The 13,740-nt window shown below is 72.9% G+C and carries 12 protein-coding genes; 8 read left to right on the forward strand and 4 right to left on the reverse strand.

Features of this window, described 5'->3' with window-relative positions; genetic code table 11:
* Positions 1-78: 78 nt before the first annotated feature.
* The gene (locus ACWGL3_RS25285) at positions 79-2,187 is read left to right on the forward strand and encodes an ATP-dependent DNA helicase (protein WP_452461865.1); all 2,109 of its coding nucleotides are present in this window, start codon (positions 79-81) and stop codon (positions 2,185-2,187) included.
* A 119-nt stretch (positions 2,188-2,306) separates the two neighbouring features.
* On the opposite strand, the gene ACWGL3_RS25290 is transcribed toward ACWGL3_RS25285, so the two are convergent.
* Both ACWGL3_RS25290 and ACWGL3_RS25295 read right to left on the reverse strand, forming a co-directional pair.
* Positions 2,307-2,834, reverse strand: a complete 528-nt coding sequence (locus tag ACWGL3_RS25290; RefSeq protein ID WP_267948645.1) for a DUF6315 family protein — start codon at positions 2,832-2,834, stop codon at positions 2,307-2,309.
* Between the two features lie 174 nt (positions 2,835-3,008).
* Positions 3,009-3,356: a hypothetical protein gene (locus ACWGL3_RS25295; RefSeq protein ID WP_267948646.1), complete on the reverse strand. Its 348-nt coding sequence runs from the start codon at positions 3,354-3,356 to the stop codon at positions 3,009-3,011.
* A 220-nt stretch (positions 3,357-3,576) separates the two neighbouring features.
* Here ACWGL3_RS25295 and ACWGL3_RS25300 point away from each other — a divergent pair, with 220 nt between their 5' ends.
* Positions 3,577-5,121, forward strand: a complete 1,545-nt coding sequence (locus ACWGL3_RS25300; protein ID WP_267948647.1) for a hypothetical protein — start codon at positions 3,577-3,579, stop codon at positions 5,119-5,121.
* Between the two features lie 44 nt (positions 5,122-5,165).
* Here ACWGL3_RS25300 and ACWGL3_RS25305 read toward each other — a convergent pair whose 3' ends face one another.
* A complete protein-coding gene (locus ACWGL3_RS25305) occupies positions 5,166-5,999 on the reverse strand; it encodes a glutamate racemase (protein WP_267948648.1) in 834 nt (277 codons plus the stop codon).
* 243 nt (positions 6,000-6,242) lie between these two features.
* Between ACWGL3_RS25305 and ACWGL3_RS25310 the strand changes: the two genes are divergently transcribed.
* From ACWGL3_RS25310 to ACWGL3_RS25330, 5 genes are all read left to right on the forward strand, one after another.
* Positions 6,243-7,694: an FAD-binding oxidoreductase gene (locus ACWGL3_RS25310; RefSeq protein WP_267948649.1), complete on the forward strand. Its 1,452-nt coding sequence runs from the start codon at positions 6,243-6,245 to the stop codon at positions 7,692-7,694.
* Positions 7,695-7,754: 60 nt separating this feature from the next.
* Positions 7,755-9,041: an SAM-dependent methyltransferase gene (locus tag ACWGL3_RS25315; RefSeq protein WP_267948650.1), complete on the forward strand. Its 1,287-nt coding sequence runs from the start codon at positions 7,755-7,757 to the stop codon at positions 9,039-9,041.
* 161 nt (positions 9,042-9,202) lie between these two features.
* Positions 9,203-9,703, forward strand: a complete 501-nt coding sequence (locus ACWGL3_RS25320; RefSeq protein ID WP_267948651.1) for a hypothetical protein — start codon at positions 9,203-9,205, stop codon at positions 9,701-9,703.
* Between the two features lie 198 nt (positions 9,704-9,901).
* Complete coding sequence (locus ACWGL3_RS25325; protein ID WP_344182930.1) at positions 9,902-11,188, forward strand: sugar ABC transporter substrate-binding protein; 1,287 nt, start codon at positions 9,902-9,904, stop codon at positions 11,186-11,188.
* Between the two features lie 108 nt (positions 11,189-11,296).
* Entirely contained in the window at positions 11,297-12,202 is a 906-nt protein-coding gene (locus ACWGL3_RS25330) for a carbohydrate ABC transporter permease (protein ID WP_267950284.1), read from the forward strand.
* Positions 12,203-12,240: 38 nt separating this feature from the next.
* Here the strand turns inward: ACWGL3_RS25330 and ACWGL3_RS25335 are convergent, their stop codons facing one another.
* Positions 12,241-12,528 carry a hypothetical protein gene (locus ACWGL3_RS25335; protein ID WP_267948653.1) on the reverse strand — a complete coding sequence of 96 codons (288 nt, stop codon included), beginning with the start codon at positions 12,526-12,528 and terminating at the stop codon, positions 12,241-12,243.
* A 297-nt stretch (positions 12,529-12,825) separates the two neighbouring features.
* On the opposite strand from ACWGL3_RS25335, the gene ACWGL3_RS25340 reads away from it, so the two are divergent.
* Positions 12,826-13,608 (forward strand): carbohydrate ABC transporter permease, encoded by a 783-nt coding sequence (locus tag ACWGL3_RS25340; protein WP_267950285.1) that lies wholly within the window; start codon positions 12,826-12,828, stop codon positions 13,606-13,608.
* Positions 13,609-13,740: the final 132 nt, after the last annotated feature.

Genomic DNA, 13,740 nt, shown 5'->3' on the forward strand with positions numbered 1-13,740 from the left:
GCCGGGCCCCGGGGGGCCCGGCCGATCCCGCCTGTGGACGGAGCCCGCCCTGTCCCCACGGGCCGGTACTGTCGATCCGTGGCAGATCTTCCCGACGTTCCGACCCTGCTCGACGCCGCCGTCACCGCTCTCGGCGGCAGCCGCCGCGAGGGCCAGACGGCCATGGCCGACGCCGTGGCCGCGGCGGTCGACGAACGCGAGCACCTGGTGGTCCAGGCCGGTACCGGCACCGGCAAGTCCCTGGCGTACCTGGTACCCGCGGTCAGACACGCGATGGACCGGAAGAACACCGTGGTGGTCTCCACCGCCACCATCGCCCTCCAGAACCAGCTCATCGACCGGGACCTGCCGCGCCTGGCCGGGGCGCTGTCCTCGCTGCTGCCGCGCGAGCCCACGTTCGCCGTGCTGAAGGGCCGCCGCAACTACCTGTGCCGCAACCGGCTCCAGACCGCGGACGAGGACGCGGAGGACGCCGAGCTGTTCGACCCCCGGCAGCTCTCCTCCCTCGGCCGCCAGGTGGCCCGCCTGCACGAGTGGGCGGAGGAGACCGTCACCGGCGACCGCGACGAGCTCGTCCCCGGCGTCAGCGACCTCGCCTGGCGGCAGGTGTCCGTGGGCGCCAACGAGTGCATGGGGGCCCGCATCTGCCCCTTCGGACAGGAGTGCTTCGCGGAGTTCGCACGCGAGGCCACCCAGGGAGTGGACGTGGTGGTCACCAACCACGCGATGCTCTCCATCGACATGGCGCAGGGCCGGCACATCCTGCCCGAGCACGACACGATCATGATCGACGAGGCGCACGAGCTCGTGGACCGGGCGACCTCCGTGTCCACCGGCAGCCTGAGCGAGCGCGTCGTCAACACCGCGGCCAAGCGCGCCGCCCGCCTGGTCGAGCCCGGGATCAGCGAGCGCCTCACGGAGTGCGCCGACGGGCTCGCCCTGATGTTCACCGAGTCGCCCGACGGCCGCCTGGACCACATCGACGACGCCCTGGCCAACGCGGTCGCGGCCACCCGCGACGCCGCCTCCGCCTGTGTCACCGCCATCGGCCCCTCACCCGGCGAGCTCGACCCCGACGGCGCCAGCGACCGCCGCCTGGCCCTGGCCGCTCTCGAAGAGGTGCGCGAGACCGCCGTGCGCGTGCTGGAGTCCTACGAACCCGCCCTGCGCGACCGCACCGAGGTCGTGTGGCTCACCAGGGCCCCGGGCCGCCAGCCCGCCCTCAACGTCGCCCCGCTCGCCGTCGGCGGGCTGCTGCGGGAGAAGCTCTTCGGGGACCGCACCGTCGTGCTGACCTCGGCCACCCTCACCCTCGGCGGTTCCTTCACCTCCCTGGCCAACCAGTGGGGCCTGGGCCGCGAGGTCACCCGGGAGGCCGCGGAACGGGCCGCCGCGGGCGCCCCCGGGACGACGCGGGCGCAGACCGGGGACGGGGACACTCCGGCCGCCGGCCCGGACGAGGACGACGACGGCCCCCACCGCGCGGCGGGGGAGCCCCGCTGGCGCGCGCTGGACGTCGGGTCGCCCTTCGAGCACGCCCGCAGCGGCATCCTGTACGTGGCCACCCACCTGCCGCCGCCCGGGCGCGACGGGCTCGCGCCCTCCTACCTCGACGAGATCGCCGAGCTCATCGAGGCCGCCGACGGCCGGGCCCTGGGCCTCTTCTCCTCCATGAGGGCCGCCCAGCAGGCCTGCGACGAGCTCCGGGACCGGCTCGACCAGCCGATCCTGTGCCAGGGCGAGGACTCCACCGGCCAGCTGGTCCGGCGGTTCGCCGAGGACGAGAGGTCCTGCCTGTTCGGCACCCTGTCGCTGTGGCAGGGCGTGGACGTGCCGGGCCCCTCCCTGTCGCTGGTGATCGTGGACCGCATCCCGTTCCCCCGTCCGGACGACCCCCTCGCCTCCGCCCGCCAGCGGGCCGTGGCCGCGCACGGCGGCAACGGGTTCCTGTCGGTGGCGGCCACCCACGCCGCGCTGCTGCTCGCCCAGGGCACCGGCCGGCTGCTGCGCTCCACCGACGACCGCGGGGTCATCGCGGTCCTGGACCCGCGCCTGGCCACCGCCCGCTACGGCGGCTTCCTGCGCGCCTCGCTGCCGCCCTACTGGGGCACCACGGACCCCGAGGTGGCCCGGTCGGCGCTGCGCCGGCTGTCCCGGCGGGCGGCACCCGAGCCGGCCGCGGGCTGAGGGCCGCCGACCGTGCCCGCCCCGGGACGCGCGGCGGCCGGGCGTCCGTCACGGGCGCCCGGCCGCAGGCCGTGGGCGGTGCCGGGGGCGTTCGCGCTCCGGCGGTGGGACCGGACCGGTCAGCCCCGGGTGCGGTAGCCGAAGAGGCGGACCGCGTACGCGGGGGACTCGTCGTCCTCGGACTCCTGGATGAACCAGCGGTCGTCGTGCTCGCCGACCAGGAGCTCGTTCCACATCATGTCGATGAGCTTCAGGCGTGACACCACGGACGACTCGGGGTCCAGGACGATGGAGTAGGCGTGGTCGGTCAGCCGCTGGGTGACCATGCCGACCGACTGGCCGTCCCAGATGGCGGGGACGGGGGCGTGGCCGACCTCGATCCCGCACAGCCGCAGCTGCTCCATCTCCTCGTCGAGGGCCTCCGCCGCGAGGGCGCCGTCCAGCCTGAGGGCGTCCTCCAGCTCGTCGCGGTCCTCGTCGGTGCGCAGATAGGCGTGGTAGGTGCGGTAGCCGCAGGTGCGGCACTTGCGCCAGACGACGCAGCGGGCCAGTCCGTAGGCCGACTGGGCCTCGCCCACACTCTGGTAGTCGCTCACCTCGCGAATCATGCCGCATTCGCAACACAGGGCCGTGAGATCCTGCTTCATCAGAGTCCCCCCTCCCAGGCGAGTATGCGACGAACGGAGCCCGTTAGGGAACCCGTTCGGAGAGGAAGTCGCGGCAAGGCCTCGTCATCAATGCCCAAAATGACCGGGTAGAGGGTTTCGGACACGTCCTCCCCGATGCGTCGGTGTGGCAAGTCCTCCTCCGCCGGGTCGGCGCTACTCGTCCATCGACAGGCCGCGCTTGTTGCGCGCGCTCCAGTCGCGCATGCGCTGGGGGTAACCGACGATCTGCACGTCGTAGGCGGGGGCGGCCAGGTCACGGGCGACCTTGCGGATCACCTCGGGGGAGCCGCAGCGGCGCCGGATCCACTCGCCGTCGGTGGCCACGGCGACGGCCGTGGTCCGGGTGGCGAACGTTTCGGGCTCGACGAAGAACTCCACGCCCACCCTGCTCTTCGAGAACTCGATCAGCGCCTTGATGTCCGAATCCTCGGAGGCCCGGTCGAAACGGGCCTTGCCCTTGCGGTTGGCCTTGCGGAGTCCGAAGCGGTCTCGCCATCCCATCGGCGCTCTGTCCCCTCAGGTACTGCTGCGGGTGGTGTGCGGAGCGGGGGTCCGTGTCCGGATCCCCCGGGGCCGCGGTGCCCCAGAGTCTATCCCGCCCAAACCACACGGATCGGGCGTGCAGGCCCCGCCCGGCACCGGTCTCACGCGTTTCCCGGACAGTCCTGTCACCGCGCTGCTACGTTCTGTTGTCACGCGGCACCATCAGGGGGAGAAGAGCATGCCGATGTGGACGTGGGCAGGGGAGACCTCCCGCCGGCTCAGGGCGGCGGGGCAGGACGAGCTGGCGGACGGGGTCACGGCGCTGCCCGTGCTCTGCGAGGCGGGGGACGCGGTACGGGTGGAGGCCGTGGCCAGGTCGGCGATGCGCACCGCGCGCCGGCTGGTCGCCGAGGCGGGGAGCGCGCAGGCCGCGGTGCCGGGGGTCTTCGGGCCGCCGACGCTGTTCTTCCTCGCGCACTGGCCCCTGGCCGTGCGGGTCGGGGTGCTCGCCGAGGGCAGGCGCGCCCTGGCCCAGGTGACGGCGGCCGCCGCCGACGAGCCGGCGCCGCACGAGCACGGCCCGCTGCCGGTGTCCCTCCAGGAGACGCTCGTGCGCTGCCACGCGAACGTGGACGCCAGGGGGACCACCGACCTGCGCCGCGATCTGCTGTCCACCCGCAGCCTGGCCGGCTGGGAGCGCACCCCGGCCTGGCCCGCCCTCACCCTGGCCCGTGTCAACCTGCTGATCGACGAGGACCTGGCCGACCGGGCGGAGACGGAGCTGCGGCGCTACGAGCACACCGCCACCGGACCGGCGGTGCTCGGCGCCGACGGCGTCTTCACCCTCGTGCGCGCGCTGCGCCACCAGGACAAGCACACGCAGGCCCTGGAGGTCCTCGACCGGATGGAGGCGGAGCTCGCCCTCGACGAGGCGAACCCGCGCCGCGACGCCCTGCGCCGCCGCATCCGCTTCGAGCGGGCGCGGCTCCTCTCCTGGCTCACCAGGCTCGGCCAGTGCGCGCCCCGCGAGGCCATCGCCCCGCTCCCGACGGTCGAGGAGGCGGAGGCCCACCCGGGTCTGCGGCCCGCCTGGGTGGAGGCCGTCGAGAACCTCGTCTGCCAGGGCGCCGTCCGCAACGACTGGCGGCTCGGGGTCCGTGTGACCACCTGGTCCCGCTACTTCGAGAGGGTCGGGGCGCCCCGCCGCGGCGCGGAGCTGGCCCTGGCCGCCGCCCGCCTGGCCGCCGGCCGCGGGGCCCGCTGGGTGGCGACCTGCTCCGCCCAGCGCGCGGAGAGGCTGATCGGGGAGCTGGGCCGCACCGACGAGATCCTGGGGGACCTGGTCGAGGCCCGCGCGATGATCGGCGGGATCCCCCCGATCGCCCCGGCGGCGCCCGCCGAGCGGATCCTGGCGTTCCTCCGCGCACAGCCCGCCGAGCAGGTCGATCCCGAGTTCCAGGCCGAGCAGGTCAACGCGGCCCTGGAGAGGATCCCCCACGACACGCCGCTCCTCAGCGCGCTCGGCCAGGTCGGGCGCACCCTCATGCTGTCGGACGCCGCCACCGAGCCGCAGTGGAGGCACGTGCGCGAACAGCCCGGTGACCAGCGGGCGGCGCTGTCCCTCCTGGAGACGCTGCTCCACGACAACGACACCGCCGGCGTGCGCGACCTGGTGCGCACCCTCGCCGCCGGCGCCCTCAACGGCGGTCCCGACGCGGAGGCCGGGTTCGGTCCGGGCGCGGAGCCCCCGGTCCTGGCCACCGCTCCTGGGGCGGCCTTCTAGGCGCTGCCGGGAACGGCCCCCGGCCGGTGACCCCGGCGCGGAGGTCAGGCGGGCGCCGACCGGCCCGCGACCCCGGCCGCGGCGGGCTGGGCCCCGGCGATCGCGCGCCCGGCCGGGTAGGCGAGGGCGGCGGAGGGCAGCCGGGCGGGTCGTCCGCTGGCCAGTACCCGCACCAGGCCGGCACGGTTGCGACCGCCGTCCGCGAGGGCGGGCCGGGCCGCCGCGTCGGCGACGCGCCGCAGTGTCTGCGCGGCCACCGCCCCGGCGGCGGTGAAGAGCTCGGCCCGGCCGCCCAGCGCGGCGGAGATCCGTTCGCCCACGAGGTCGTAGTGGGTGCAGCCCAGCACGACGCCGCGCACGTCCCCCGGTGTGAGGTCGGCGGCGTGGGCGACGGCGTCGTCGATGAGCCGGGGATCCGCGGACTCCACGGCCTCGGCGAGCCCGACGCAGGCGACCGGCGTCACGTCCACGCCGCCCGCGAAGGTCTCGATCAGCCGGCGCTGGTAGGCGCTGCGCGTGGTCGCCACGGTGGACCAGACGGCGATGGGCCCTCCGGCCGCGGCGGCGGGTTTGATCGCGGGGACCGTCCCGACCACCGGCACGTCCGGCTCGAACTCGGCGCGGAGCTCGGCGAGGCCGTGGACCGAGGCCGTGTTGCACGGTACGACCACCGCGTCCAGCCCCCGGCCGCCCGCGGCGCCCGACGCCGCGCGGGCCCCGGCCAGCGCGCGGGCGATCACCTCGTCCGGCGTCCGCCGCCCCCAGGGCATGTGGTCCGGATCCATGGCCAGGAACAGGTCGGCGTCCGGCCTGGCGGCGTGCAGCGCCGCCGCGGTCGAGAGCATGCCGATGCCGGAGTCTACGAGAGCGATACGCACGAACCCAGATCCTACGTCGTGCCCGCCTCCGGCCGCCCACACCGGTTCGGTGACCCCGGTGAACACGTGACCCGGGCAACACCCCAGGTAGACGGACTTCTGGGAAGACACGGCACAAATGGGGTGGCACAAGACCGTTACCGGTAGGTAGAACTGAGGAGATCGGCCCATCCCAGCCGCTCCCGGCGGCCAGGGCCGATCCGACCCACACTGTGCGTCGCCGACACCGGAACGGGAACTGGGATGACTCCTCAACAGCAGGGAACGGGCAGCGGCACCGCGGCCGGACGGCGGACGGGGTTCGCCGAGCACATAGCGGCGGTCCAGCGGGTCCGCCGCGACTACCGGGCACTTCCGCAGGACGCGCCGGTCCGGCTGGCCAAACCCACCTCCAACCTGTTCCGTTTCCGGGAGCCCTCCTCCGGCCCCGCCCTGGACGTCTCCGGCTTCACCGGCGTCATCGCCATCGACCCGGTCGAGCGCCTCGCCGACGTCGGCGGCATGACCACCTACGAGGACCTCGTCGCGGCGACCCTCCCGCACGGGCTGATGCCGACCGTCGTCCCCCAGCTGCGCACCATCACCCTGGGGGGCGCCGTCACCGGCATGGGGATCGAGTCCTCCTCCTTCCGCAACGGCCTCCCGCACGAGGGCGTCCAGGAGATGGAGATCCTCACCGCCACGGGCGACGTCGTCACCGCCACCCGGGACAACGAGCACAGCGACCTCTTCCACGGCTTCCCCAACTCCTACGGCACACTCGGCTACAGCCTGCGCCTGCGCATCGAGCTCGAACCCGCGTCCCCCTACGTGCACCTGCGCCACCTGCGCTTCCACGGAGCCGCCGAGGCCATGGACGCGCTCGCCCGGATCTGCGAGGACCTCGAGCACGAGGGGCAGCCGGTCGACTTCGTGGACGGGGTGGCCTTCGGGCCCGGTGAGCTGTACCTCACCCTGGCCCGGTTCACCGACCAGGCGCCCTGGACCAGCGACTACACCGGGAACGACATCTACTACCGGTCCATCCGGCGCCACGCGGGCCGCGGCCCGGGCGACTACCTCACCCTCCACGACTACCTGTGGCGCTGGGACACCGACTGGTTCTGGTGCTCGCGCGCCTTCGGCGCCCAGCACCCGCTCGTGCGCCCCCTGTGGCCGCGCTCCCTGAAGCGCTCCGACGTGTACCGCAGGCTGGTCGCCTGGGACCGGCGGACCGACTTCTTCCGCCTCCTCACCCACTACCGGGGCAAGCGCCCCCAGGAACCCCTGATCCAGGACGTCGAGGTCGGCGTCGAGAGGGGGGCCGAGTTCCTGGACTTCTTCCACTCCGAGATCGGCATGGCCCCGGTCTGGATGTGCCCCCTCCGGCTCCGCGAGCCCCGGCGGCCCGAGCTGGGGGAGGGCGAGCACATCTGGCCGCTCTACCCCCTGGAGGACGGCCGCCTCTACGTGAACTTCGGTTTCTGGGGGCTCGTCGACATGAAACCGAACCAGCGCCGCGCCCACCACAACCGGCTCGTCGAGGAGCGTGTCGCCGACCTGGGCGGACACAAGTCCCTGTACTCGGACTCCTTCTACGGCGAGGACGAGTTCTGGCGGCTCTACAACGGTCCCGCGTACTCCGCGCTCAAGGAGGCGTACGACCCCGGGGGGCGGCTGCTGGACCTGTACGCCAAGTGCGTGCGAAACCGCTGACACCACAGGGAGGCGGGCCGTGGGGACGGACCGCCTCCGAGAGAGGTAAGGACAGAGAGCATGCGTCTTGCCGAGATCTTCGAGCGCGTCGTCGGGCCTGACGCGCCCCTCCGGTTCACCGCCTACGACGGCAGCAGCGCCGGGGACCCGGACAGCGACGTCGCCCTGCACGTGCGGACACCGGTCGCCGTCAACTACCTGGCCCAGTCCCCGAACGGGCTCGGGCTCACCCGCGCGTACGTCTCCGGCCACCTGGAGCTGGAGGGCGACATGTACACCGCCCTCAGACACATGGCGGACTTCGCCTTCGCCGAGGGGATCAACGTGTCCGCCCGCGACCTCGCCGAGATCGTCCGCTCCGTGGGCTGGGTCAAGTTCGTCAACCGGGTGGCCCCGCCGCCGGAGGAGATGACCCGCGGCCGGCTGGCGACCCGGGGCTGGCGCCACTCCAAGCAGCGGGACGCCGAGGCGATCCACCACCACTACGACGTCTCCAACGCGTTCTACGAACTGGTGCTGGGCCCGTCCATGACCTACACCTGCGCGGTCTTCGACGACGCCGACGGCGCCCCGGACAGGGTGGGCCGGGAGGACGGCGCGCTGGAGAGCGCCCAGTTCCGCAAGTACGCACTGGTCTCGCGCAAGCTCGGCCTGGAGCCGGGTATGCGCCTGCTCGACGTGGGCTGCGGCTGGGGCGGCATGGTCATGCACGCCGCCCGGGAGCACGGGGTCCGCGCCCTCGGCGTCACCCTGTCCAAGGAGCAGGCCGAGTGGGCGGGCAAGAAGATCGCCCAGGAGGGGTTGTCGGAGCTCGCCGAGGTCCGGCACATGGACTACCGGGACGTGCCCGACGGCAGCTACGACCGGATCAGCTCCATCGGCCTGACCGAGCACATCGGCGCCAGGAACCTGGACGCCTACTTCGCCTCGCTGTACGCCAAGCTGGTCCCCGGGGGCCGGCTGCTCAACCACTCCATCACCCGGCCGCGCAACAACCTCAGGCCGATGGACACCGGCGGCGTCATCAACCGGTACGTGTTCCCCGACGGGGAGCTGGAGGGGGCGGGCCGGATCCAGACCGCGATGAACGACGCGGGCTTCGAGATCCGCCACCAGGAGAACCTGCGCGAGCACTACGCGCTCACCCTCCGCCACTGGGGCGCCAACCTTGAGCGCAACTGGGACGAGGCGGTCGCCGAGGTCGGAGAGGGCACGGCCCGGGTCTGGCGGCTCTACATGGCCGGGTCCGTGCTGGGGTTCGAGCGGGATGTGGTGCAGCTGCACCAGATCCTCGGGGTGAAACTGGACGGCACCGCCGCCCACATGCCCCTGCGCCCGGTGTTCTGACGCCGGCGGGCCCCCGGCGCCCCGAGGCCCCGGGGGCCCGCGCCGGCGGGGCCCGCCGGCCCCTGTTCGCCGGAAGGGGATCCCGGCCTGTCCGGGGCTCCGCCGGGACCCGTTCGCGGCATCATGGACCCGAGCCCCACCATCCAGAAGGGACCACCACCGTGTCCTCAGAGTCATTCTCCGGACCATCCCACGATCCCCGCGACGGCAGGACGCCGCCGCCGGAGACGCCGGACCGCGTCCGGCGGACCGCGATCGAGCTGATCGAGGCCTACGCGGACCGGGACCGGGAGGCGCTCGACGCGGTCGTCCCGCGCGCCGCCGACGACGTGGACGAGGTCCTGTCGGAACTGAAGGTCGTCGCCGCCTTCCTCGGCCGCAGGGTGCAGCAGACCGGTGTGGTGTGGAAGCCCGCCGACTCCCGCGAGGCCGTCGCCCGTACCGTCGCCGAGATGCTCCCGCCCGAACTGGAGTTCGCGGTCGCCACCGCGTGGGAGGCCCACTCGGTCGGCGAGGAGGAGGCCGCCGAGCGCTTCACCCGGGGCGACCCCATGGTCTACGTCCACATGCTCGCGGCGTTCGGGGCCGCCATCGGCCTGGCCGTCTACAAGCGCGCCGAACTCCTGTCCGTCCTGCGCCAGGTCACCGGCCTGGCGGAGTAGGGCGGCGACACGCGGGTCCGGGACCCCGGTGGCGGAGGGGTCGGGCGTGCCCCGGGGCGCGCGGTGAGCCGGTTCCCGGGCCCCGACCCCTAACGGGTCAGACACAAATCACAGTGGTTTACTTCACTGGAGGCCGTTCTTTACGTAGGTTTCCTACCAACCCTCAGGGGACCCTCGAAAGGAACGGGAGGCGTGCCGATGGCCCGCAGACGAACCCACAAGTACGTTCCACTCCCCGCCGCCGCGGTGGCGCTGGTCCTGGCCGCCACGGCGTGCGGGTCCGGCGGGGGCGGTGACGGCTCCGCCGCCGACGGGCTCACGGTGTGGATCATGCAGGGCACCAACCCCGACGAGACCGGGTTCTTCGAGGAGGCCAACGCCGCGTTCACCGAGGAGACCGGTGTCGAGGTCGACGTCGAGTTCATCCCGTGGCAGGACGCCCAGAACAAGATCTCCACGGCCATCGCCGGAGGGACCACGCCCGACGTGGTCGAGCTCGGCAACACGCTCACCCCCGGGTTCGCCGACGCCGGGGCGCTGCACGACCTGTCCGGGTACGACATCGACACCGACCAGTACATCCCCGGCCTCATGGAGATGGGCCGGCTCGGCGACGGCGTGTACGGCGTCCCCTGGTACGCCTCCATCCGCTCCGTGGTCTACCGCTCGGACATCTTCGAGGAGCACGGCCTGGAGGTGCCGGAGAACTGGGAGGAGCTGCGCGAGACCGCGACGGCCCTCGCCGAGGCGGAGGACGGCATGATCGCCTTCCCCGTGCCCGGCGACGCCCAGTACTCGGTCATGCCCTGGATCTGGGGCGGCGGCGGGGAGATCGCCGTCGAGCAGCCGGACGGCACCTGGGTTTCGGAGATCGACACCCCCGAGGGCCGGGCGGGGATCGAGTTCTTCACCGGCCTGGCCCTGGAGGACGGCACCTCCACCACGGGCGCGGTCAACTGGACCGAGATCGAGGTCATGGAGTCGATCGCCAACGAGGAGGCGGCGATGGCCATCCTCGGCAGCGCCAACCCGAAGGCCATCCTGGAGAGCAACCCCGAGCTGGAGGGCAGGATCGACTCCTTCACCCTCCCCGGCCAGGAGGAGGGGTACATGCCCTCCTTCGCCGGCGGCTCCCTGCTCTCGGTCTTCGAGGGCACCGGCAACGAGGAGGCGGCCTGGCAGTACGTCCAGCACCTCACCGGCGACGAGTTCTCCATGCGGTGGTCCGAGGAGACCGGATTCTTCCCCGGCGTCACCGCGAAGGTCGAGGAGTTCTCCGAGTCGGCCGACCCGATCCTGGGGCCGTTCGCGGTCCAGCTCAACGAGGCGAGCCGCGGCGTTCCGGTGACCCCGGCCTGGACCCAGGTCGAGGCCGAGAAGCTCCTGGTCGGCATGCAGCAGTCCATCCTCAACGGCGAGGCCTCGGTGGACGAGGCCACCGCGGACACCGCCGCGGAGATCGAGCGCATCCTCAACGGGGGTTAGGCAGTGGGAACACCGGTCGGGCTGGGAACCAGTGGACCGGGGCAGGGCGTCCGCCGCCCCTCCGGACCTTCCCCGAGGCGGTCCGGGGCCGGGCGGCGGCCCCCGCTCCTGGGCCGGCGCGCACGGAGGACCCTCCTCCCGTGGGTGCTGCTCGCCCCCGCGCTGACGGTCATCGGGCTGCTCCTGCTGTTCCCGCTCGGCCGGATCCTGTGGCTCTCCTTCCGCGACTTCAAGCTGCGCAACCTGATGTCCGGCGAGTCCGACTTCATCGGCCTGGACAACTACGTCGCGCTGCTGACCGACCCCTACCTGTGGCAGGTCGCCATGGTGAACACGGTCGTGTTCGCCGTGGTCGCGGTCCTCACCACGATCGTCGTCGGCACGCTCGTGGCACTGCTGCTGTCGACGCTGTCCACGGTCCCCCGGCTCGTCGTGGTCTCCTGCATCATGGTCGCCTGGGCCATGCCCGCCGTCAGCGGGACCTACGTCTGGGTCTGGATCTTCGACGTCGACAACGGCGTCGTCGCCCAGGCGCTGACCTCCCTCGGGCTGCTCGACCCCTCGGGGCACAACTGGTTCGCCGACCGGCTGTTCTTCTACGCCATCGTCACCCTCAACGTGGTGCACGGCGGTTTCCCGTTCGTGGCGGTCACCGTCCTGGCCGGACTGCTCACCGTCCCCGCCGAACTCCACGAGGCGGCCCGGATCGACGGGGCCGGCGCCTGGAAGCGCTTCTGGCACGTCACGTTCCCGGTGCTGCGGCCCGTGTTCGCGGTGGTCACGGTGCTGTCGACGATCTGGGACTTCAAGGTGTTCGCGCAGATCTACCTGATGCCCGGCGGCGACGTGGGCGGCTCGGACATGCTCAACCTCGGCGTGTGGTCCTACGTGAGGTCCTTCGGCCACAACGACTACGGGCTGGGCGCGGCCATCGCCGTCCTGCTCACCCTGCTGCTGCTGGTGGTCACGGTGTTCTACCTCAGGGCGCTGTTCCGAGAGGACGGGCTGAGGTGACCGGGCGCGGCTGCGGGGCGCGCACGGGGGGCCGCGGCTCAGTGGACGCCCGACACCAGCTTGTCCCGCACCCGGCGCCAGTCCACGGAGGCCAGGGAGCGCCGGTTGAGGTCCTCCCGGACCGCGGACATGGTGCGCAGGTCGTACTCGTCGAGCGGGCGCCCGTCGTCGTTGTCCTGGTTGACCAGGTTGTCCACGTACGCGAACAGCAGCCGGCCGCCCGTGTCGGCGAGGGCGTGCCGGACCGCCCTGTCGCGGAACCGCGCGTCGTGCGGGATCCAGCTGATGACGACCTCGGTGGGGGAGGGGCCCGGGGAGTCGTGCACGGCGCTACCCCGCCGCTTCCGGCGGTCCCGACCATCCTGGCGACACGGCCCTCACCCCTCCTCGCCCGCCGGGGCCGGACAGGCGTCCCGCACCGGGCAGAGGTGGATTCTAACGGCCCGTCCCGGCCGCCGGACAACCCGATCCCGCCCTACGGGCGCCGCTGACGAGGAGGACCGTTGGGCACGACCGCACACGTATCGGCCGCCACCGACCGCGACTGGGAGGAACGGGTCCGCCGGGCCAGGCGCAGGGGCGGCGCAGTCCGCTCAGGCCGCCTCCTGGCCAAGGGCGCCGCGGTGGGCGCGCTGCTGCTGTTCACCCTGTTCCCGGTGTACTTCATGCTGACGAGCGCGTTCTCGGACCGGAGCACCTCGGGCACCGGGGCGCTGCTGCCGACCGCGCCGACCCTGGACAACTTCGCCTACGTCCTGACCGAGGGCAACTTCGACACGTACATGGCCAACTCGCTGGCGGTCGCCTGCATCACGGTGGTGGGCGCGTGCGTGCTGTCGCTGCTGGCCGCGGTGGCGGTGGCCCGGTTCCGCTTCCGGTTCCGCACCGCCGTGCTGGTCATGATCCTCATCGTGCAGATGGTGCCGCTGGAGGCGCTGGTCATCCCGCTCTTCCTCCAGGTGCGCGACCTCCAGATGCTCAACACCCTGCTCGGCCTCGGCATCGTGTACGTGGCCCTGTCCCTGCCGCTGGCGGTGTGGATGATGCGGGGCTTCGTCGCGGCCGTGCCCGTGGAGGTGGAGGAGGCCGCCTACATCGACGGCGCCTCCTGGCTCCAGATGTTCTGGAGGGTCCTGTTCCCGCTCGTCGCGCCCGGCCTGGTGGCGACCGCGATCTTCTCGTTCATCGTGGCCTGGAACGAGTTCGTGCTCGCCCTGACCTTCATGACCCAGAGCGAGAACTACACCGTCGCGGTCGGCCTGCGCCAGTTCTTCGGCCAGTACGCCAACGAGTGGGGGCACGTGATGGCCGCGTCCACCCTCATCACCCTCCCGGTCATGGTCTTCTTCATCCTCGTCCAGCGCTTCCTGGTCTCGGGCCTGGTCCAGGGCGCGGTCAAGGGGTAGGGGCGGGGCCGGCCCCGGGAGGACCGGTCCCGCGCTCCCGGCGGGCCGGCCCCCCCGCCCCCCCCGGGGGGGCCCCGGGCGGCCGCCCCCGCGCCGGGTTTTGGTAATTCCCGGGGGCGGCCAGCGCCGGAA

It is taken from the genome of Nocardiopsis sp. NPDC055824, assembly GCF_053616335.1.